Raw genomic sequence first — 20,923 nt, forward strand, 5'->3', positions numbered from 1 at the left:
GCTTCTTCCGGGGCCGGCGCACACCCCCGTCGCCTGGCTCGGGTGACCTGTCCCACATCGGGGTGCGGTGCAAGGCCGTCGGCCACCGCGCAGACAAACGGCCGTCTGGGCCCCGGACGGGCGGGTGAGGACCGGACGCGAATGTGGCGTGCGCGGGCTTCAGGGGGGTGTCGTATCGTGCGTGTATGAGTCCCTGCGCCGAAGGCTTCGGCGTCAGTGTCGGACTTCTGGTTCCTTCTGTAGTGGTTTCGAGGTGACGACGTATCTCCCAGGCCAAGTAGCCGTCCGCAGTTCCCCACGTTCTGAGGTTCTGAACGTGTCCGGGGGCGGACGTCGCGCCGGCCTGAGTTGCGTCACCCACCCCCGCATTTCCCTGTCATTTCCCGGGTGCAGCTCTGCCGACTGCCCCGGGTTTCGTGTGTTCTGGCCCCGGCGCGGCTGACGGCGAGCTCCCCGATTCCTGAACCATCTGAACCAGGAGTCCTACCGTGGCTTCCTCCGTGCTCGACAGCGAGCCGCAGCACACCGCAGAGCCCCGGCTGACGACGTACCGGACCGGTCGTCGAAGATGGCCCCGGCCGCCCGGATCGCCCTCGTGGTGCTCCTGGTCGCCGAGCTCATGGACATCCTCGACCAGTCGGTCGTCCTCACCGCCCTGCCCGCCGTCCAGGACTCGACCGGCGCCGGACCGGTGGCGGTGCAGTGGCTGACCGCCGGCTACTCGCTGACCGTCGCCGTCGGGCTGATCACCGGCGGACGGCTCGGTGACATCCACGGCCGACGCAAGATCCTCCTCATCGGCACCGCCAGGTTCACCCTCGCCTCCCTGCTGTGCGGCACCGCGACCGCACCCGGCACGCTGATCGCCTCCCGCGTCATCCAGGGCGCCGGCGTCGCCGTGATGATCCCCCAGGTCCTGGCCACCCTCCATGTCACCTTCGACGGCGAAAACCGCAGCAGGGCCTTCGGCCTCTACGGGGCCGTCCTGTCGCTCGGCAACGTCCTGGGTCCGGTCCTGGGCGGCGTGCTCACCGGGGCCGACCTGTTCGGACTGGGCTGGCGGCCGATCTTCCTGATCAACGTGCCCGTCGGCCTCGCCGTACTCCTTCTCGGCCGCAGGTTCCTCCCCGAGTCGACCGCGCAGAGGGCCGACCGCCCCGACCTCACCGGCATGCTGCTGTCCGCGCCGGCCGTGGTCCTGATCATCTTCCCGCTCACCGAGGGCCGTTCCCGCCACTGGCCGTTGTGGTGCTTGGCCATGTTCGCCGCAGGACTTCTCGTGTTCGGCGTCTTCCTGCGTCACCAGCAGCACAGGCAGGGCAACGCCCCGCTCGTGGCAGTGTTCCTCTTCCGGGGCAAGCAGTTCTCCGGCGGCCTGTCCGCGCACCTGGTGCTCGGCCTGCTGTGTGGCCTGTTCTTCATGACCTGGACGCTGTACCTCCAGCGGGGCCTGGGCCTGAATCCGCTGATGGCGGCCGTGGCCTTTGTGCTGCTCGCCCTGGGCGAGCCGGCCGGTGCGACGACCGCGATGAAGACCGCCGGGCGCTTCGGGCGCCGCCTGCCCCAGGCCGGAGCGGTGATCACACTCGCCTCGATGGCGGCCTACGGACTTCAGATCAGCAGCCGGCAGGCCGGCCTGACCTTCCTGACGATGACCGGGCCTGTCCTGCTGATCGGCTTCGGCCTCGGCAGGGGTCGGTGGCCCGCTCGCCGACATGTCCCTCGCCAAGGTCCCACACGAGAACGCCGGTTTCGCCTCGGGCCTGTTCAACACCGCAATGCACCTGGGCATCGCCCTCGGCACCGCGCTGACCGCCGTGGTGTTCTTCGCCGCCACCGGCGGCTCACCCGACGGCGCGGTCAACCGTGACGCGTTCACCGGCATCCTCTGGTGGGTCGGCGGCGCCCTCGTATCGATGTGGGCCCTGATGTTCTGCCTGCCCACGTCCACGAACGTCCGGGCCCGCTGATCCGGATCCGCCTCCTCGGGCGGCGGCCCCCGCATCTGGTGCCACCGCCCCTCGCCCCCTACCCCTGGCCCCTGCCCTCCCTCTTTGGGCTTCGCTCCTCGCGGCCACCCACGGTGACGTCCTCCGGCCGCACGTGAAGCGGCCCTGATATGCGAGTGGGAACGGTCAGGTCGCGGATCTGGGGTGTAGGCCCGGTCATATCGCCGCCTGTCTGGACAAATTGGGGTTGGCGGCGTTCGGCGTCGATGCCTCTCCTGCGATGATCGAGTTGCTCGACAAGCCCATCCGGGTCTGCGGCAAAGCCTGGCGGGCACCGGGCCGGTGCCCGCGTCGCGGTGGCAGGTGTAGAAGGGCCGCAGGACATCTCGCCGTACGTACGGACCGAGGCAACGTACGGATTCTCGTACGGCTTCCCTCCCCTTCCCCTTCCCTTGCCCGGCATGGCCGGCCCGACGGCGTCGGTGCGGACGCGACGGCCGGTCCGCGAATTGCAGCCGGCGGGAGAGGTTCCTCGTTTTGATCCGGTGGATCGTTCGTGGTCACCGGCTCTCTACCCAGGGCCGGGACAGGGCCGCCAGGTCGCCATGGCCGGGCGCGCGGGAGGGCTTCGTACCGGGGGCCGCGTACTGCCTCGCCCCTGGTGACGCCCGCCGTTGACCACCGTTGACTGCCTGATGTGGCGGCGCTCAGCGTGGAATCACCCGGTCCGGCCGTCCAGGTCCCGGCGGCGTCGTGGTCGGCCGCTGTGGCGGTGAGTTGGGCGCGGAGGGTGGCCGGCGCCGGGCGTGGGGCAGGAACGCCTGCCCGTCGGCGGTCAGCTCGGCGCCGTGCGCGGTACGGGTGAACAGCCGTACGCCGAGGTTGTGCTCCAGTACGGCGATGCGCGTGGAGACGCCTGCTGGGTGGCCTCCAGCTCGGCCGCGGCCTCCTGGAGCCGCCCCGCGTCGGCGGCGGTGACGAAGGTCCGAACGGTGTCGACGTCCATGTCGACATCCTACGGACACAACCGTTGGTTGTGGCTGAGCGGTCCTTCGGTTGTTTGACCACCGGATGTGGTGATCGCTTTGATGCCTCCGACGCGGATCGGTTGTGCAGTGCGGGTAGCGAAGGGCGGCGGGCATGGCGGGTGGGCACCGGCTGGGACATCTGCTCGGTCATCGGCTGGGTCATCGGCTGGGGCGGCAATTCGGGTGGCTCTGGGCGGCGTACGGGACCAGCGCGCTCGGCACATGGCTCGCCTTCGGCGCATTCCCGCTGATCGCCGTCCAGGTGCTGCACGCCGGACCGGCCGAGGTCGCCGCACTCTCCTCCGTGGGAGCTGTGGTGGGCGCGGCCGTGGCGGTGCCGCTCGGCCCGTGGGTGGAGGTCCGTCGCAAGCGGCCCGTGCTGATCGCGATGGACCTGGTGCGGTGCGCGGCGCTGCTGACGATCCCCGCCGCGTTCGCGCTCGGCGCGCTGACCTTCCTTCAGCTCCTGCTGGTCTCGGTCGTCACCGCGGCGGCCGACATCACCTTCCGCGCCGCATCCGGCGCGTACCTGAAGACGCTGCTGCCGGCCGGGGGCCTGCTCGCCGCAGGCGCCCGATTGGAGTCCACAACCTGGACGACCACGATCATCGGACCGCCGCTGGGCGGCGCCGCGATCGGGCTCCTCGGGCCGGTGGCGACGGTGGCGGCCGACGCGGTCAGTTACCTGCTCTCGGCCCTGGGCATCCGTGCCACGGGCGGCCGGGAGCCGCGGCCCGGGCGCCGGGAGGCCACGCGGCTGCGGGCCCGGGACCTGCTCGACGGCTGGCGGTACGTCCTCGCCGACGCGACGCTGCGTCCGCTGTTGTTCAACACCGCCTTGTTCAACGGCCTGGTGGTGGCCGCCCAGCCGCTGCTGGCCGTCCTGATGCTCGACCAGCTCGGGTTCGCGCCATGGCAGTACGGCCTCGCCTTCGCCGCGCCCTCGATCGGCGGGCTGCTCGGTTCGCGGCTGGCCCGGCCGCTCGTCACCCGACTCGGACAGCACCAGGTCCTCATCGCGTCCGGGGCGCTGCGCGTGATCTGGCCCATCGGCCTGGCCTTCCCGGGGCCGGGCACCGGCGGGCTGCTGCTGGTGATCGGCGTCGAGCTGGGGCTCATCTTCTGCTGCGGCATCTTCAACCCCGTCCACACCACCTACCGCCTCGAACGCATCCCAACCGAGCGGGTCACCCGCACGCTGACCGCCTGGGCGGTGACGACCAGGGCCACGACCGCGCTCCTGACGGCCGTCTGGGGCGTGCTGGGCAGCCTGCTCGGCCCCCGTACCGCCATCGGCCTGGCCGGCGTACTTCTGCTGGCGACCCCGTTGCTGCTCCCTCGACCCGGCCACACGCCACAGCACCAGCCGGAACCGGCCCGCGGCCGACCATGACACACCGCGACCCGCCGTGGAAGCGCCCTGCTCGGCGCCGTAGAAGAATCCGCAGAAGTCCGTAGAAGTACAAGTAGAAGTGCGCAGAAGCAAAAGGGGCCATCGCCGACGTTCGCGCCAAACGGCGGCGGCACCATCGCCCGCGTGCCCGTCGGCTTCCCCATGCCGCAGGCCGGGATACGGCCTCGGCCCGCGGCAAGGCACTCTCCTGACTGAGCCGACCAGCAAGAAGGCGGGGATGTCCGTGGGGGTTGGCTCCCTTGAAGACGGCTCAGCTGTGGGTCGGCGGAATCCAGAAGGAGGCGGGCAGCCTGTCGATTTCGTGGGCGGCTTGGGCCAGTTCGGTGGCGATCGGCTCCAGCGCGGTGTAGGCCGGGTTGCCGTCGGCGGCCATCTGGTGGATGACCTCTGCGTTGGTTCTGGCCCGCGTGGCCACCACGGTTCCGAACGCTGTGCGGTCGCCCGCGTACCCGTAGGCGTCCAGCAGCCGGTGCAGCCGCCGGGAGCGGTCGGTGAAGGCGGTGAAGCCGGTACGTTCGGCAAACCCGCGCGTGTGCAGGGGTACCCAGGTCAGCGCGATGAAGGCCAGGTCGAACTCGCGTGTTTGGGGGCCGGCGGTGTCCCAGTCGAAGAAGCCCGCCAGGTGCCCGTCGCGCCAGACGGCGTTCCATGGGGCGGCGTCGTGGTGGCCGATGATCAGGCCGGGCCGCCAGGCCTGGCCGGCGAGCCAGCGTGCATCGGGTGGCGGAGTGAAGGACTGGGTCGCATCGTGCAGCGTCCGGGCCCACCGGCCGACGTCCTCCAGTGCGGTCTGCGAATAGACCCAGGCGGGCCAGGGAAGGTCCTCGCCCGCCGTCTCACCGTCGAGATAGGTCAGCACCTCACGCCCTTGGCTGTCGACTCCCAGCACCCGGGGCGCACCCTGCAGCCCGGCCGCCTCCAGGTGGCGCAGCACCGCATGCACCGCGGGCGTCCATGGCTGTAGGGGTCGGTGGACCGCGCCGTCACGGCGTACCGCTCCGGTTGTCCTGCCGCCAGGCAATCGCTGCTCGGCCATGAGCCGGTTCTACCCGGCAGCCCCGGAATCAATGTCGGACGCGTCCGGCGCTCGGCCTGCTGCGGGAATGACGAGGCCCCTTGCGGCTGTCCGCCTCGTTGGCCGGTCCTGACGGAAGGGGGCGGTCCGCCTCTGGGCCGGGACCACGTCCTCCCGCACGGCACCGCCTTAGGGGTGGGGTGGTGAGTGGGTGTCTTCTTGGAAGAAGGGTTGTGGGCAACGGTGAGGGCATGGCGCAGATGCGGGGGGGGGGTACTGCGTGATCTGCTGGTGGTGAGGGCAGTGCCTCGTGTGGGGCAGTGTCGAGCCGTGGCGGGTGGTGCGGGAGCGGACGGGGCGGGTGTGGGGTGTGTATCCGGTCCGGGTGCGGGGCGGGTGTGGGGTGTGTATCCGGTCCGGGTGCTGCAATGTCCGTACCTGCCTATCCGTAGCTGGGGGAGGATGAGTCTGCCGGCCGGCCGCTGGGGATGCCGTCGCTCGGCTGGTCCGTTTCGCCGTTGCTGGGGCGCGGGTTTTCTCCGGCTGGTACCCGAAGTGCATGTCATTGTTTGCGGGGACCGGTTCCGGCCGCACCGCATCATCGGGTCGTGTTGGTGGTGTTACCGCGCTCGCGCAGCCGGGCCGGCGGACTTCGGCGGTGCGGGCCGGCGGTGCGGGTCGGCGGTGCGGTGTGCCTGTGGGATGGCGCCACCGGCGGGGCACCCCTGCTGTCCCGGTTGCCGGTTGCGGTTGTCGGCCGCTTCGCGCGGCGGTGGGGGCGGTCCGGCGGGAGGGGCGAGGGGTGTGGTCCATCAGCGTCTCAGAGGGGTGTGGTCCATCAGCGTCTGAGGGCGTTGTGCGGGCCGCGGCCGGGTGGTGGGGGGCGTGTGCCGGCCGCGGCGCCGTTTTTCAGGTGGCGGAGGTGGCTGCCTGTGCCGGGCGGAACCGGGTGGCCCGCCAGGCCGGCAGGAGTGTCGCCGCGAGGGTGACGGTCGCCGCTCCGGCCACGACCGCCCAGTAGATCCACACCGGTACGCAGGGCAGGACACGGTCCAGCTTGGCGAGGCTGTACGGGAAGACGGTGATCGTGGCGGCGACCGACCCGAGGAGGATCCCGGTCACCGCGGTCAGCCCGCTTTCGACCGCCATCATGGTCATGACCTGGCGCCGGGTGAAGCCGGTGAGCCGCTGGAGGCCGAACTCCCGGCGCCTTCGCCCGGTGGCCGAGACCAGGGTGTTGACCACCGAGATCACGGTGTATCCGGTGATCATGCCGACCACCAGGTAGTTGATGGTGGCGAGCTGCTGCTGGCCGGCGGTGCGGTCGGCGCTGAGCGCGCCGCTGCCGGACACCTGGGCCCCCGGCTGGTCCTCGACCGCCGCGCGCAGTGCCGCGGTGACCGTGCCCGGGTCGGCCCCCGGGGCCCGCTGCACCACGATCTGCGTGGGTGTCCCGTCCGTGGTGTGGGCCGCCAGCAGTGCGGCGGGCAGCAGCAGCGAGGTCGTCAGGCCCTGCGGCCGGTAGGTGGCGACCACGGTGACCTTCACCGGGGCGCCGTCACCCAGCCGCAGGGTGACCGTGTCCCCGACCGCGCGCCGCAGTGATGCGGCGTGCGCCACGGGCAGGGCCACGCTGTTGCCGCGCAGGGCGGCCAGCGAACCGGTGGCGGCGCGTACCGAGAGGTTGCGGTCATCGCTGACGCCCTGGAGCGGCCATCCCTCGGCGGTCTGCTGCGGGTCCCCGGGTTCCTGCACGAAGCCGGTGCTCGTCACGTACGCCGAGGCCGCGGTGACGCCCGCAACCTTGCGGACCCTCTCCAGCGTGCCGGGGGCGAGGCCGCCGGTGTGTGAGGTCAGGACGTGGTCCGCCCGCAGGACACCGGTCCGCGCGGCGCGGTGGGAGGCGTCCTCGATCTGCTGCATGTACAGCGTGCCGGTGGCGATGCCGGTCAGCAGGACGATGGGGGTGACCGTGGCGGCCATCGGCTGCGCGTGCATCCGGGAGTTGAGGATCGCGAGCCTGCCCGGCAGCCCCGATACCGCACGGAGTGGCACCTTGAGGACGGCCACGACTGCTGTGGCGCAGCCGGGGGCCAGGAGGGCCAGGGCGATCGCCCACAGGATGCAGGCGGGGGCTGCGATGCCGGCCGTGGTGTCGTCCACCGGCATCGTCATGGTCGTCGCGGCCAGTGCGAGACCGCCGAGCAGGAAGAGGGCGGACCAGATGATGCGGGCCCGGGCCGGCCGGCGCTTGTCCCTCGCGCTTTGTGCCGGCGCCTCGGTGGCCCGGGTGGTGGCGATCCGGCGGGCGGTGAGGTACGCGGCGCCCACGCCGGCCAGCAGCGAGGCGGCTACCGCCACGGCGCCCGGCAGTGCGCCGAGCCTGAACTCCACGGCTGCGGAGACGATTCCGGCCGAGATGAGCTTGTCGAACAGGAGCCGGCTGAACAGCGCGCCGGGCAGGCAGCCGAGCACGGACGCCACCAGGCAGACGGCCAGCGTCTCGCCCAGGATCATGCGGCGCAGTTGTTTCGGGGTGGTGCCGATCGCCTTCATCAAAGCCATCTCGCCCAGGCGCTGGCGGGTCGTCAGGCCCAGCGTGGACGCCGCCCCGAACATGGCCACCAGGACCGCCCAGCCCCCGAAGATGGAGGCCAGCATCAGCAGGTTGCGGCGGCTCGCGGCGGCCTGGGGGAACTCGGCCAGGCCTCGCTCGTCACCGGTCAGCGCCACGGCCTTGCCGCCCAGTTCCCGCTCGATGCGGTGGCCGAGCGCCTCCGCGTCGGTGCCGGATGCCGGCCGGACGCCGATGGCGTCCACCGCCCGCGGGTGACCGCTGAGCGTGCGGGCCTGTGCGTCGGTGAAGAACACGGCGGGCTGGAAAGCGTCCCGGCCGCCGGCCTGCCGGACCACACCGGTGAGCCGGAACTCCCGCGGGCGGCCCTGGACCGTGACGAGGACCTTGTCACCGACCACGGCACCGGCCGCCTTGGCCAGGTCGGCGTCCAGGACCACCTCCCGCGCGGCGGTCGGCGCGGTTCCGTGGGTGAGGCGGTAGGGCGCCAGGCGCGCCGACTCCCAGCCGTGGCCCAGCGGACGGTGGTCGGCACGGGCGACGCTGTCGGGCAGGGCGGTCACCGGGCGGCCCTCGCGCACGACGGCGACGGGGAAGGACACCTCGGGGACCGCCTCGCGGACGCCCGGCACGGCGGCGACCCGGCGGACCGCGCCGGAGTCCAGCCGGACCCGCTCGGCCAGGCACGAGGACGCGTAGGACTGGTCGCCGGCCACCACCACCGGGGCCGCGGCGAACCGCTGGGAGGGCACCGCGTTGTCCACGCCGCTCTCCATCAGCCCGCCACAGGCCATGATCAGGGCCGCGCCGAAGAACATGGCCACGAACGTGGCGGCGAAACCACCCTTGCGGTGGCGCAGGGTGCTCAGGGCCAGGGAGAGCATCAGTATCCGCCCCCCGTCGCGGTGCGGGCCCGCGGGTCATCCGCGCCCCCCTCGTCCGCCCAGGCACCCAGGCGCGTCATCCGCTCGGCGACCATCTCGGCGGTCGGGTTGCCCACCTCGCCCACGAACCGGCCGTCGGCGAGGAAGACCACCCGGTCCGCGTAGGAGGCCGCCACCGGATCGTGGGTGACCATCACGATGGTCTGCCCCAGGGCCTGTACGGACTCGCGCATCAGCCGCAGCACCTCGCGGGCGGTACGGGTGTCCAGCGCGCCGGTCGGCTCGTCGGCGAACACCACGGCGGGGCCGGTGACCAGGGCACGCGCGATCGCCACCCGCTGCTGCTGGCCGCCGGACAGCTCGGCGGGACGGTGCCCCGTCCGGGAGTCCAGACCCACCCGGCGGATCACCTCCTGGATCTGCGCCCGGTCCGGCTTTTGGCCGGCGAGCTTCAACGGCAGCGTGATGTTCTGCATCACCGTCAGAGCCGGCAGCAGGTTGAAGGACTGGAAGACGAAGCCGATCCGCTCGCGCCGCATCTTCGTCAGCGCCGTCTCGTCGTACCCGCCGAGGTCCTCACCGTCCAGCAGGACCGTGCCCGAGGTGGGCCGGTCCAGCCCCGCCGCGCAGTGCAACAAGGTGCTCTTGCCCGAACCGGAGGGTCCCATCACGGCGGTGAAGCTGCCGCGCCGGAAGGACAGGCTCACGCCGTCCAGTGCGGTCACCGCGTGGGCGCCCTCGCGGTAGACCTTGCGAACCGCGTTGAGCCGGACTGCGTCGGCCACTGCGTTGGTGTCCATTCAAAGCTCCTGTACCTGTCGCGTGGAAGACGCGATCACACCGCCGACGCTATGGAGGAGCCGCTCGCCGGCCCAGGGGCCTGCGCCCACACAGGGGGTGGAGAAAACTCCACCCTCCCCAGGGCCCTCCTCCACTGCGCCCGGCCCGTGCGGCGGCGATGCTGGTGGACGCGGGCGGGCGGACCGGCCGGTCGTACCGCCTGCGTGTACTGCGATGATGAGGCGCGCGGGGCGAAGTGCCCCGGGTCCGGGGAGGGCGGAACCAGGTGTGCGAGGCGTGGACCCCAAGGCCGGCGGGCGGCGCGGGGAGGACCGGAGCGGTCCGGCGGCGGGCGGCGGTGGACCGGTGGTGACCGCACGGGGTCGCGTGGCCGGCCCGGCGGCGGGCGGCGGCGGGGCCGGGCGGCTGCGCTGGTGCGCGCGCGGCCTGGTGGTCGCGGTGCTCTCCCAGATCGGCAGCGTCGCCCTGTTCACCGTCACCGTCCTGACCCTGCTCGCCCTGGCCGTCGGCGTGGGCGTCCTGATCCTGCCGGTCGTTGTGGCCGCGGTCCGCGCGCTGGCCGGCTACCACCGGCGGACGGCCGGCGAGTGGACCGGCACCCTCATCGAGACCCCCTACCGCCATCTTGTGGAAGCGGCACCCCACGACGTCTCCGCGTCCTTGCGGCAGTGCCGTCGTCTGCTGTCCGACCCGGCCACCTGGCGCGACGTACTGTGGCTGTTCCTCGACGGGCCCCTCGGCCTCATCCTTGGTCTGCTGCCCGCCTCCCTCGTCGCCTACGGCCTCAACGGCCTGCTCGTGACCCCCGTCCTCTGGGAAGACATGGGACCGCACTGGGGCTTCGGGGTGATCTGGCCCATCGCCGACCAGACCGACGCCTGCCTCGCCATGCCCCAGGGAGCGGCACTGGTGGCCCTCGGGCTGCTGAGCGCCGGGCCGCTGGTGCGGACGCACGGCCGCTTCAGCCGGCTGCTGCTGGCTCCCACCCGCAGCGCCCGCCTCACCCTGCGCGTCGAGCGGCTGACCGAGACCCGCTTGCAGACCGTGCAGTCCCAGGCGGCCGAACTCCGCCGCATCGAGCGGGACCTGCACGACGGCGCCCAGGCCCGCCTGGTGTCCCTGGGCATGAAGCTCGGCCTCGCCGACACCCTGCTGGAGGAGGACCCCGAGATGGTGCGCACCCTCCTCGCCGACGCCATGGACTCCAGCAGCCAGGCACTCACCGAACTGCGCGAGCTGGTCCGCGGCATCCATCCGCCCGTCCTGGCCGAACGCGGACTCCACGGCGCGGTCCGGGCGCTGGCGGTCGGCCTGCCGCTCCCCGTCGAGCTGGCCATCGACCTGCCCTTTCGCCCGCAGCCACCGGTCGAGTCGGCCGCCTACTTCGTGATCGCCGAGACGCTCGCCAACGTGACCAAGCACAGCGGCGCGTCCCGCGTGGGGGTGCGCCTGTGGTACGCGGACGGCGTGCTGCAAGCCTGCGTCACCGACGACGGCCGCGGCGGCGCCGACCCCGAAGGCGGCAGCGGCCTGCGCGGGCTGCAACGCCGGCTCGCCGCCTTCGACGGAGTACTGGAGGTCCACAGTCCGCAGGGGGGACCGACCGTGGTGAGGATGGAGCTGCCGTGCGCGTGGTGATCGCCGAAGACCTGGCCCTGCTGCGGGAGGGCCTGGCACAACTGCTGACCGCACACAAATTCGACGTGGTCGAAGCGGTGGACAACGGGCCCGCGATGCTGCGCGCCCTGCTCACCCACCGCCCGGACGTGGCCGTCGTCGACGTGCGCCTGCCCCCGACCTTCACCGACGAGGGCCTGCAGGCCGCGATCCAGGCCCGCCAACAGGTCCCCGGGCTGCCCGTCCTGGTCCTGTCCCAGCACGTGGAGCAGATGTACGCCCGCGAGCTGCTGTCCGACCAGAACGGCGGCGTCGGCTATCTCCTCAAGGACCGCGTCTTCGACGTGCGCCGCTTCGTCGGCATGCTGCGCCAGGTCGCGGACGGCGGTACGGTCATGGACCCCAAGGTGGTGTCGGAACTCATGGTCAGACAGAAGGCGGCCAGCCCGGTGCAGTCCCTCACCGAACGGGAACGCGAGGTGCTCGCCCTGATGGCCGAAGGACGCTCCAACGCGGCGGTCGCCGCCAAGCTGTTCGTGTCCGAGAAGGCCGTCAGCAAACACACCAACAGCATCTTCACCAAGCTGGGACTGGCGGCCTCCGCAGACGACAACCGGCGCGTCCTGGCCGTACTGGCCTACCTCAACTCCTAGACGAGTAGTTCCGATGTGGCTCAGTGGTCGTAGGCGATCAGTGATCTGGTGGTGGGTGCGCCGATGATGCGGTTGTGCCAGATGGCGCAGGTCATCGCCAGGATTCGCTGGGCCACCCGGACGCCGACGCCGTCGATGGTGCGGCCGCCGTGCTGTTCGAGGTCGAGCTGGCCCTTGAGGGTGTCGTTGACCGACTCGATCAGCTGGCGGACCGTCTTGAGCAGAGGTTCGGCCGGGTGCGGGGTGCCGCGGTTGCGGTAGGAGGGCCGCAGCAGGCTCACACCGCGGGCGGCGAGGAAGTGGTCGAGTTCGGCGGCGATGTAGCCCTTGTCGGCCAGGATCAGCAGGCCGGGCCGGGTGCTGGCGAGGTGTGGCTCGTTGTCGATGAGCGCGGCCAGAACCTGGCGTTCGTCGATCTTGGGGTCGGCCAGGGCCCAGGTGACGGGCAGCCCGGCCGGGGTGCATACCAGGTGGAGTTTCAGGCCCCAGTGGAAGCGGGAGTGGGAGCGGCAGTAGCCGTAGTTCGCCCAGCCGGCGAGGTCGGAACGGCGCACGGTCTCGCGGGAGCGGGCGCACTCGACGGGGGTGGAGTCCACGATCCACAGGGGGTCGAGCCACAGGTCGGTGTCGATGGCCAGGAATCGGATGGCCCGTTTGACCAGGGGCAGAGCGGCCCGCAGGCGCTTGTTGTAGGCAGGGCGCTGGGGCAGGTAGGGGAACAGGCCGTGCAGGTGGGCGTGGGCGAAGCGCAGCCAGCGGGCTTCGCAGTGGAAGCCCAGGATGGCCTGGGCCACGGCCAGGGTGACCAGTTCGGCGTCGGTCAGCCGAGGCGGCCGCCCACGCCAGCGCGGGGTCTTCAAACGGTCATCGATATGCACGTACAGTGCCGTCAAGAGGGTGTCTAAATCGGTCGTCACAACCCGATGTTGGACACCCTCCCTGCGTCTGAGAACCCCGCAATCGGAACTATTCGTCTAGTACTGCAGCGGTGCTTGCCGTGACTGATGGCCGGGTCGTTCGTGGGTGGGGTTATGGGCGGGGACCTTGCTGGTGTCAGGTTGTGGGCGGATGAACTGGATGCTGTGCAGGAGCGGTTCGTGCACCGTTTCAGCAGATCGGAGCCCCGAAGGTCGGCGCCGGCCTATGTGCGGGGCCGGATCGCACCCCTGCAGCGGAAGAACGGCCGGACGCCGGCGGAGGAAGCCGGCCACGCAGGCCCGGACCGCCTCCACCGGATGCTGAACCGGTCCGAGGGGACGCCGATGAGGTCCTCGATGCCGTGCGCCAGTACGTCATCGAAGACCTCGGCGACCTCGGCGCCGTCCTGGCCGTGGACGGCCCGGGCTTCCTGAAGAAGGGGACGCGGTCGGCCGGGGTGCAGCGGCACTACTCCGGCACCGCCGGGCGCACGGAGAACTGCCAGGTCGGCGTCTTCCTCGCCTATGCCACAGACCGCGGGCGGACACCGATCGCCCGGCGTCTGTAGCTGCCCGCCTCCTGGACCGACGACCGCGAAAGGCGCCGCCGGGCCGGCATCGCCGACGAGATCGGCTTCGAGACGAAGGTCGTCACGGCCCAGACCACGGCTGCTGTGCCTAGGGTGGTCTGCATGCGTTCCGGGGTGTTCCGGTTCGTGTTTCCTCTCATGTTCCCCGAGGTGCGGATGGTTTCTCCTCCGGTTCCCTGCTGGAGAGCTGTGGGCATGCACCCGTGGTGGTGCTGTGGGGTCAATGCGTGACATGACGTGTTGAGAGGCGTGCTTGTGGTCATGTGAGAGCGGTCTGCTCCGCGCCGGGTCTGCTCCGCGCCGGGTCTGCTTGGCGGCGGTCTGTTTGGCGGCGGTCTGTTTGGCGGCGGTCTGTTTGGCATTGGCTGGTGAGGGCTCGTGTAGGGCCTGGTGCCTGGTGCCTGGTGAGATGCCGGACGGGAGGGGCGGGCAGGGGCGTCGGGCGAGGAGCGGTGGATTTAAGATCACCAGGCAGGGCATCCGGCGGATGATGGGGGTGATCCAGCGGGAGATGGACATCTACCCGGTCACCGCCAGGGTGCAGGCCGATCCGGATGTGTCCTTCGGCGATACGAACGTCTTCAACGGCCCGGTCATCCATGGCGTCGTCCGCGGTTCCCGCATGCTCTGGGGAACCCCTCCGTGAACCAGGCCAGGACCAGAGCAAGCCGATCGCCCCGGGCTTCGAGGCCATCGCGCAGTCTGTAGCGGGCATGTTGAGGCAGCTTCCGACTCCTGGTGTGCTGGACGAGGACCTGGAAGATGCCCCGGCTGTCGGCGAGGAGGTCCTCAACGTCTACAGCCCGAGCCGGACCGTGGGGTGATCCGGCGTGCTGCGGCTGCGCTCAAGGGCTGCCTTGCGCCGATTGCCACAGGTGCGGCCGGGGCCGGGGCCGTGACCGGGGTGAGGAGACCGCACGTGTCCTGATCGGGCGTCTCAGTACCGCTCTGGAGACCGGGCCCGCACTGCCGGCTGATGCCTGTGCTGGGCGCCCACCGTCGTGGGTGCCTGGGGTGCCTGGCAGAGGCATCAGTGCTTTTCGCTGCTCAGTCATCCGCCGTCGAAGGTGTCTTGGGGGCTTGAGCAGGGCCAGGCCGGAGAAATGCGGTGGGTCCGGTCCGGAGCTGTGCCGGTACTGGCGCCGACGGAAGTGAGGCTCCCCTGCCGCAGGTTGAACCGGGTGTTCTCGGCGCCCTTGTGGGAGCGGCGAAGGACACCGTTTCCTATGAGGCCATTGCCGTCGTGCTCGCACCGGCGGGCATCGACACGACCACGGCCGCCTCTCCGCCATCTTCACCGGGCACTTTCGATCCACGCCCTGGTGCAGTGGTCCACGTCGCCGCTGGGGTTCGGTGAAATGCGTCCGGGCCTGTTCCGTAACCGGCTAGGGCCGGCTCGTGCCGGTGGGGTTTTTGAGTAACGATCAGGTCGGGGCGTACGGGATGTGCGCCGGGGAGCGGGCGAGGCCGGAGCCGGAGCGGGGCGGTTTTGTTTTCTGGCCGCTGTCGGCAGTGTCCTGGCCTGGTCACTGAGCGCGTCAGCGCAACGTTCGCAGCGCTGACCGTCTGGCCGCCCGGCCACCTGTCGAGCCGATCGGGCCGGCCGGGACTCCGGCGGGGACGGGTGGGGCGGAGAAGGAGCGCGGGGCCCGCTTCCCGTCCCTCCGTGCGGGCCGGCTCCTTGACACCGTGGCGGCTTTTTGGCCTTGGTGGCCCTCGGTGATAGTGGGCGCCATGGACTATGACGTAGTGGTGGCCGGGGGCGGCCCGGTCGGGCTGATGCTGGCGTGCGAGCTGCGGCTCGGCGGCGCGCGGGTGGCCGTCCTGGAGCGCCGGACCGAAGTGGACCCGACGATCAAGGGCGGGGCGATCACCACGCCCAGCGCCGAGGCGCTCTACCGCCGGGGGCTGCTGCCCGCGCTGGCCGCGGTGCAGCGGCAGGCGGTGGACCGCATCCAGGCGTTCGTGCACGAGCAAAACGGCGGGGAGACAGGCGGGGCTGCGGGCCAAGGGCTCGGGATCGTCGGGCACTTCGCCGGGATCATGCTGCGTGCCGATCTGGTCGACCGTACGGAGCCGGGCCTTGGCGATGCCGGCCCCGCCGCCGGGATCGCTTTCGTGACGCAGCAGGACATCGAGCGGCTGCTCGGCGGGCGGGCGGACGAACTCGGCGTCGAGGTGCGCCGGGGGGTGGAGCTGACCGGCTTCGACGCGGACGGCGGGGGCGTGACCGTGCGGACCAGCCACGGGGCCATACGCGCCGGCTGGCTCGTGGGCTGCGACGGTGGCCGCAGCACGGTCCGCAAGCTCGCGGGGTTCGCTTTTCCCGGTACGGACCCGGAGATCACCTGTCATCAGGCGGTCGTGGAGATGACCGGCGCCGAGGGACTGACGGCCGGCTGGAGGGCCACGGACACCGGGGTGTACGCCTACGGGCCGATGCCGGGCCGCGTCGTGACCGTGGAGTTCGACGGCCCGCCGGCCGACCGGGACGCGCCGGTCACCGCCGAGGACCTGCAGGCGCGGCTGCGCCGTGTGTCCGGGGTGGACGTCACGATCACCGGGGTGCGGACCGCGACCCGCTTCACCGACCACGCCCGCCAGGTCACCGAGTACCGCAAGGGCCGGGTGCTGCTGGCGGGCGACGCGGCGCACGTGCACTCCGCGTTCGGGAGCCAGGGGCTGAGCCTGGGGATCGGGGACGCGGTGAACCTCGGCTGGAAGCTCGCCGCGGTGGTCGGCGGCCGGGCGCCGGAAGGGCTGCTGGACTCCTATACCTGCGAGCGGCACCCGGTCGGTGCGTGGGTTCTGGACTGGACCCGGTCCCAGGTCGCGGCCATGCGCCCGGACCCGCAGTCCCGGGCCCTGCGTGAGATCGTCAGCGGCCTGGCGGGGACGGTCGCGGGCACCACGTACCTGACCGCGCGGCTCAACGGTGGCGGGGTGCGGTACGAGCTGCCGGGCGAGCACCCGCTGACCGGCCGCAGCACCCCGGACCTCGCACTCGCCGACGGCCGCCGCCTGGCGGACCACCTCCACGGCGGCCGGGGGCTCTTGCTGGACCTCACCGGCGACCCGGAGCTGCGGGCCCTCGCTGCGGGGTATGCCGGCCGCGTCGAGACCCTGAGGGTCGGCTGCCCGTCCCGCCCGGAGCTGGCGGCGGTCCTCGTCCGTCCGGACGGCTTCACGGCCTGGGCGGCCGACGCCGGGGCGCCGGCATCGACGGCCGGGCTGGCGGAGGCGCTCCAGGAGTGGTTCGGGGTGCCCAAGGGCGCGGTGACGCCGGGCGGTCCCCCGCTGTGCTGACCGGCTCGAACCACGAGCCGATGCCCCACGGCCGCCGCACCCGCCCGGTGTGGCGGCCCGCCCGCACTCCTGTTCCGGCCCAGCAGCAGCCCAAAGCTCTCGCCGGCCGCCTGCCGCACCCGCCGCCATCTGTTCCGGACCCCGGTGCAGAAGGTGCTCCTCGACCTGCCGCGGGGCCCGGCCGGCTCGCTCCCCGACCTGCCGCAAGGTCGACCACCGGCCATCTGCCGCGCCGTGCTCGAGCGCCCGCCGACAGCTGCGAGGTCGTCAGGACCTGCTGCTGTGACGGAGCAGTGATCTTCAGGTGGCTGGACTGGTTTGGTGTGGTGTTTCGTCTTTGAGGTGGGGTTCGGGGTGGCTGAAGTGGTTGTGCTCGGGTGTGGTGGGCGTGGCTTGGGGGTGTGTTCGGTTTGGTTGTTCGGGGGTTTGGCCTGCGGTCCGGTAGTTGTGTGGGATTGATCTTGGTTTTCTCGTGGGTGGGGTGGTGCGTCTATAGGAGACTGCGCTTTCTGGGGGCTTCGGTGTGTGGTGTGGCTGGTCAGTGGTGTGTGTGGGTGAGGAAGACCCGGAGGGATCGTTCGCGTTGCTGGCCAGGCGTGTGGTTATGTGCGTGACTTCGGGAGCCGTTTCGATGTGACTGTGGGAGTCGCCATCTGACCGAGTTTGCGATGGCAGTTTGTTTTGACGTCACTTGAGGGCTTGCGGTGGGACTGTAAGGTGTGCTTCTCCGCTGGGGGCCTCATGGGTAACTCGCAGTCGAAGGTCGAGTTGTACGCGGCGATCCGCCGGGATCACCGGATGGGGATGTCGTTGCGGGCGCTTCAGCGCACGCACAACGTGACCTGGAGGACGGTCCGGCGGGCCCTGGACGGGCAGTGGCCCGAGCCGCGGAAGAAGCAACGACGCAAGGAGTCCCGGCTCGATCCCTACAAGCCGTTGATCGACGGGATGCTGCTGGCTGACCTGGACGCTCCGCCCAAGCAGCGGCACACCGCCCAGCGCATCTACGACCGCCTGGTCGGAGACCATGCGGCCAACGACATCTCGTATCCCATGGTCCGCGTCTACGTGAAGGACCGCTGGGCCCGGACGCGATGTTCGTGCCGCAGACGCATCTGCCGGGAGCGGAGGCGGAGGTCGACTTCGGTGAAGTGCACGTCATGCTCGCGGGCAGGATGACCAAGGTCTATCTGTTCTCGCTGCGGCTGTCCTACTCCGGCAAGGCGGTGCACCGGGTGTTCGCCTCCTGCGGCCAGGAGGCGTTTTTCGAAGGGCACGTGCACGCGTTTCGGGTGCTGGGCGGCATACCCCGCGGCCGCATCCGCTATGACAACCTGCGGGCTGCGGTCGAGCGGGTTCTGGGCCTGTCCAGGGCGAGGGTGGAGAACGACCGCTGGACGGCCTTCCGCTCGCACTGGGGCGTCGATGTTTTTTTACTGCCGTCCCGGCATCGAGGGCGCCCACGAGAAGGGCGGTGTCGAAGGGCAGATCGGCTACTACCGCCGCAACCACTTCGTCCCTGTCCCCGAGGTGGCCTCGCTGACCGAGCTGAACGCCATGGTCGACCAGTGGGACCTGGACGACGAAGGCCGGCGTCTGCGCTCGAAGCCCCGCACTATCGGTGAGTGCTTCGCCCAGGAACGGCCGCTGCTGCGGCCACTGCCCCGCGAGGTGTTCGAGACCGGGCGGTGGTTCACTCCGCGGGTCAACCGGTTCGGCCAGGTCACGGTGCGCTGCAACTCCTATTCGGTCCCGGTCCGCTTCATCGGACGCCAGCTGCGGGTGCTGCTGCACGCCAATGACCTGGTCGTCTATGACGGGCGGACTGTGGTCGCCCACCACGAACGCCTCAGCGGCCGGGGCGAATCCCGCCTGGTCCTGGACCACTACCTGGAAGCACTCCTGCGCAAGCCGGGCGCCTTTCCTGGAGCGACCGCCCTCGAACAGGCCAAAGCCGCAGGGAGGTTCACCCCGTCCACGAAGCCTGGTGGGCCGCAGCCCGCGCCGCGCACGGCGAGGCTGCTGGCACCAGAGCCTTGATCGAGGTGCTGCTGCTGGGCCGCCACATGGAACACGAACACGTCGTCGCCGGACTCGCCGCAGCCCACCAGGCAGGCGCCCTGACCGCGGACGCGGTCGCGCTGGAGGCCCGCAAGGCTGCCGAAGGCGAGACCTTCACCGAGCCCGCGAAGCCCACCCCGGCCCATCCCGTCCAGCCGCAGGAGGAGCCCGGCGGCACTGTCACCTTCCTGTCCGACTGGAAGCTGTCCCACCTCCCGCCCGACAACCGGCCGCTGCCGTCGGTGGCCCACTACGACCAGCTCCTGAAACGGCACGGCCGCACGGCCGAGAGAAAGAGGGATCATGACACGTAAGCGCGGACTGACCGAAGAAGCCGCCACCGCCTCGATCGACCAGGCATGCCGCATGCTCAGGCTGCCCTCCATCCGCCAGCAGTTCGCCGACCTCGCCGAAGGCGCCGCACGCGATCAGATGTCGTATCGGGCGTTCCTCGCCGAACTGCTGATGACCGAGTGCGACGACCGGGCCCGCCGACGCTCAGAACGCCGGATCAAGGCCGCTTCCTTCCCCCGCGACAAGAGCCTGCGGGTATTCGACTTCGACGCCAACCTCAACGTCGACCCGGCCACCGTCAACACCCTCGCCACCTGCGAATGGGTCAAGAAAGGGGAGCCGCTCTGCCTGATCGGCGACTCCGGCACCGGCAAGTCCCACCTGCTGATCGCCCTGGGCACGGAGGCCGCGATGCACGGCTTCCGCGTCCGCTACGTGCTGGCCACCAAGCTCGTCAACGAACTCGTCGAAGCCGCCGACGAGAAGCAGCTGTCCAAGACGATCGCCCGCTACGGCCGCGTCGATCTGTTATGCATTGATGAACTCGGCTATATGGAGCTTGACCGCAGGGGCGCTGAGCTGCTGTTTCAGGTTCTGACCGAGCGCGAGGAGAAGAACAGCGTTGCCATCGCTTCGAACGAAAGTTTCAGCGGGTGGACGAAAACGTTCACGGATCCGCGGCTCTGCGCGGCCATAGTCGACCGCCTGACCTTCAATGGCGCCATCATCCAGACCGGCACCGAGTCCTACAGCCTCGCCCATACCAAAGCCCTGGCCGAACAAACCCAGGCCAGCTGAACGACGCCGCAGGGCCGACCCCGGAGCCAGCGGGGTCGGCAGCAGTGGAGAGATCAGCCGTCGACTTCCCGCGCCACGCGCTCCAGGCGGCTCCGGTGGTCCTCCCACCACGCCTGATCCCCTGGCGGCATGTTGTCCTTGCCCTGCAGATACCCGACGGATCCGTCGATGAGCTCTCGCACGATGTCCGCGTGGCCGGCGTGCCGCTGAGTATCGGAGATCACGCGCACCAGGATGTGGTGCAGTGTCACCTCCCGACGTTCCTCCGGCCACCACGGGACGTGTCCTGTCGCCTCAAGCGGCAGCGTCGCGATCGTGCTGTCGGAGTGCTTCCACGCCTGTCGATACAGCCCGACGATGTATTCGCGTGACTCGTATGCCGTGGCCCACATGTCCGAGTTGGGTTCTGTGTCCTCCGTATACCACCAGGGCGGCGGGTCCTCGTCGAAGAACGGCCGCCCGAACGTGTCACCGAAATAGCCCAGTTCCACACCGGCGACATGCTTGACCAGCCCCAACAGGTTCGTGCCTGTGGAAGTCAGCGGACGGCGGATGTCGTACTCCGAGAGCCCATCGAGCTTCCACACCAGGGCTTCACGCGCTTCTTGCAGGTATCGGAGAAGGTCCGCTTTTCGGGTTCGGTTCGATCATGCCGGGCAGTCTTCCACCCGGCACTGACAGTCGAGAGTGACATCAAAAGCCACTGACGTTGATCTTGTCTGACGTCACGAAACGACCCCCAAGTCACCTCGAAATGACTCCCCGTGAAAGTGGCACAGCCAGGCGTGGGAGTGCGAGTCGGTGGGCGATGAGGCTGAGGTCGTCGTCCGTGGTGCGGTGTGGCCGGTTGGGCAGGGTGGCGAGTGTGCGGGCGAGGGCAACGGTTTCGGGATAGGTGATCAGGTCGCGGGTCAGGAGGGCGGGGGAGGCGCTGCTCGTGGTGGTCAGGTGAGGGTTGTCCTTGCAGAGCCGGGTCAGGCGGGTGTGCCAGCGGTGGGTGAGGTGTGGCTGGTGGTCGTAC

11 protein-coding genes and 6 pseudogenes are annotated in these 20,923 nt (G+C 70.6%); 10 read left to right on the forward strand and 7 right to left on the reverse strand.

The window, feature by feature from the left end:
- Nucleotides 1-568: 568 nt before the first annotated feature.
- Both KGS77_RS34405 and KGS77_RS34410 read left to right on the forward strand, forming a co-directional pair.
- Nucleotides 569-1,870, forward strand: a complete 1,302-nt coding sequence (locus KGS77_RS34405; protein ID WP_242587223.1) for an MFS transporter — start codon at nucleotides 569-571, stop codon at nucleotides 1,868-1,870.
- A gap of 251 nt (nucleotides 1,871-2,121) precedes the next feature.
- Nucleotides 2,122-2,267: pseudogene (locus KGS77_RS34410) on the forward strand (methyltransferase domain-containing protein); the annotation flags it as partial.
- Between the two features lie 482 nt (nucleotides 2,268-2,749).
- On the opposite strand, the pseudogene KGS77_RS34415 reads toward KGS77_RS34410, so the two are convergent.
- Nucleotides 2,750-2,955, reverse strand: a pseudogene (locus KGS77_RS34415) (LysR family transcriptional regulator); the annotation flags it as partial.
- 134 nt (nucleotides 2,956-3,089) lie between these two features.
- Between KGS77_RS34415 and KGS77_RS34420 the strand changes: the two are divergent.
- On the forward strand, nucleotides 3,090-4,370 hold the full coding sequence (locus KGS77_RS34420; RefSeq protein ID WP_242587224.1) for an MFS transporter: 1,281 nt from the start codon (nucleotides 3,090-3,092) through the stop codon (nucleotides 4,368-4,370).
- 271 nt (nucleotides 4,371-4,641) lie between these two features.
- Here the strand turns inward: KGS77_RS34420 and KGS77_RS34425 are convergent, their stop codons facing one another.
- The 3 genes from KGS77_RS34425 to KGS77_RS34435 form a co-directional block, all read right to left on the reverse strand.
- Nucleotides 4,642-5,334: a phosphotransferase gene (locus KGS77_RS34425; protein ID WP_242587225.1), complete on the reverse strand. Its 693-nt coding sequence runs from the start codon at nucleotides 5,332-5,334 to the stop codon at nucleotides 4,642-4,644.
- Nucleotides 5,335-6,315: 981 nt separating this feature from the next.
- Nucleotides 6,316-8,865, reverse strand: coding sequence for an FtsX-like permease family protein (locus tag KGS77_RS34430; protein WP_242577835.1), 2,550 nt, complete (start codon nucleotides 8,863-8,865; stop codon nucleotides 6,316-6,318).
- Nucleotides 8,865-9,665 (reverse strand): ABC transporter ATP-binding protein, encoded by an 801-nt coding sequence (locus KGS77_RS34435; protein ID WP_242577834.1) that lies wholly within the window; start codon nucleotides 9,663-9,665, stop codon nucleotides 8,865-8,867. The genes KGS77_RS34430 and KGS77_RS34435 overlap by 1 nt, the downstream gene beginning before the upstream one ends.
- A gap of 277 nt (nucleotides 9,666-9,942) precedes the next feature.
- Between KGS77_RS34435 and KGS77_RS34440 the strand changes: the two genes are divergently transcribed.
- Both KGS77_RS34440 and KGS77_RS34445 read left to right on the forward strand, forming a co-directional pair.
- The gene (locus KGS77_RS34440) at nucleotides 9,943-11,304 is read left to right on the forward strand and encodes a sensor histidine kinase (protein ID WP_242577832.1); all 1,362 of its coding nucleotides are present in this window, start codon (nucleotides 9,943-9,945) and stop codon (nucleotides 11,302-11,304) included.
- Nucleotides 11,292-11,936 carry a response regulator transcription factor gene (locus KGS77_RS34445; RefSeq protein ID WP_242577830.1) on the forward strand — a complete coding sequence of 215 codons (645 nt, stop codon included), beginning with the start codon at nucleotides 11,292-11,294 and terminating at the stop codon, nucleotides 11,934-11,936. Before KGS77_RS34440 ends, KGS77_RS34445 begins: the two co-directional genes overlap by 13 nt.
- Nucleotides 11,937-11,956: 20 nt before the next feature.
- On the opposite strand, the gene KGS77_RS34450 is transcribed toward KGS77_RS34445, so the two are convergent.
- Nucleotides 11,957-12,853 carry an IS982 family transposase gene (locus KGS77_RS34450; RefSeq protein ID WP_242577829.1) on the reverse strand — a complete coding sequence of 299 codons (897 nt, stop codon included), beginning with the start codon at nucleotides 12,851-12,853 and terminating at the stop codon, nucleotides 11,957-11,959.
- Nucleotides 12,854-12,967: 114 nt separating this feature from the next.
- Here KGS77_RS34450 and KGS77_RS34455 point away from each other — a divergent pair.
- The 5 genes and pseudogenes from KGS77_RS34455 to istB all read left to right on the forward strand — a co-directional run.
- Nucleotides 12,968-13,515, forward strand: a pseudogene (locus KGS77_RS34455) (transposase); the annotation flags it as partial.
- A 415-nt stretch (nucleotides 13,516-13,930) separates the two neighbouring features.
- Nucleotides 13,931-14,089, forward strand: coding sequence for a hypothetical protein (locus tag KGS77_RS34460; protein ID WP_242577823.1), 159 nt, complete (start codon nucleotides 13,931-13,933; stop codon nucleotides 14,087-14,089).
- A gap of 1,088 nt (nucleotides 14,090-15,177) precedes the next feature.
- Nucleotides 15,178-16,749 (forward strand): FAD-dependent oxidoreductase, encoded by a 1,572-nt coding sequence (locus tag KGS77_RS34465; protein WP_242577822.1) that lies wholly within the window; start codon nucleotides 15,178-15,180, stop codon nucleotides 16,747-16,749.
- A 741-nt stretch (nucleotides 16,750-17,490) separates the two neighbouring features.
- A pseudogene (istA, locus tag KGS77_RS34470) lies at nucleotides 17,491-19,124 on the forward strand (IS21 family transposase).
- A complete protein-coding gene (istB, locus tag KGS77_RS34475) occupies nucleotides 19,114-19,902 on the forward strand; it encodes an IS21-like element helper ATPase IstB (RefSeq protein ID WP_242577821.1) in 789 nt (262 codons plus the stop codon). The pseudogene istA and the gene istB overlap by 11 nt, the downstream one beginning before the upstream one ends.
- A 53-nt stretch (nucleotides 19,903-19,955) precedes the next feature.
- Here istB and KGS77_RS34480 read toward each other — a convergent pair.
- Nucleotides 19,956-20,553, reverse strand: a pseudogene (locus KGS77_RS34480) (DinB family protein).
- Between the two features lie 93 nt (nucleotides 20,554-20,646).
- Nucleotides 20,647-20,923 (reverse strand): annotated as a pseudogene (locus tag KGS77_RS34485) (hypothetical protein); the annotation flags it as partial.

Source organism: Streptomyces sp. MST-110588 (assembly GCF_022695595.1).
Taxonomy (GTDB): domain Bacteria; phylum Actinomycetota; class Actinomycetes; order Streptomycetales; family Streptomycetaceae; genus Streptomyces.

What these genes read in the sequence shown, in the direction of transcription:
- KGS77_RS34405 (WP_242587223.1), top strand. Translation starts at nt 569, where the DNA reads ATGGCCCCGGCCGCCCGGATCGCCCTCGTGGTGCTCCTGGTCGCCGAG.
- KGS77_RS34420 (WP_242587224.1), top strand. Translation starts at nt 3,090, where the DNA reads ATGGCGGGTGGGCACCGGCTGGGACATCTGCTCGGTCATCGGCTGGGT.
- KGS77_RS34430 (WP_242577835.1), bottom strand. Translation starts at nt 8,865, where the DNA reads ATGCTCTCCCTGGCCCTGAGCACCCTGCGCCACCGCAAGGGTGGTTTC.
- KGS77_RS34435 (WP_242577834.1), bottom strand. Translation starts at nt 9,665, where the DNA reads ATGGACACCAACGCAGTGGCCGACGCAGTCCGGCTCAACGCGGTTCGC.
- KGS77_RS34460 (WP_242577823.1), top strand. Translation starts at nt 13,931, where the DNA reads ATGATGGGGGTGATCCAGCGGGAGATGGACATCTACCCGGTCACCGCC.
- KGS77_RS34465 (WP_242577822.1), top strand. Translation starts at nt 15,178, where the DNA reads ATGGACTATGACGTAGTGGTGGCCGGGGGCGGCCCGGTCGGGCTGATG.
- istB (WP_242577821.1), top strand. Translation starts at nt 19,114, where the DNA reads ATGACACGTAAGCGCGGACTGACCGAAGAAGCCGCCACCGCCTCGATC.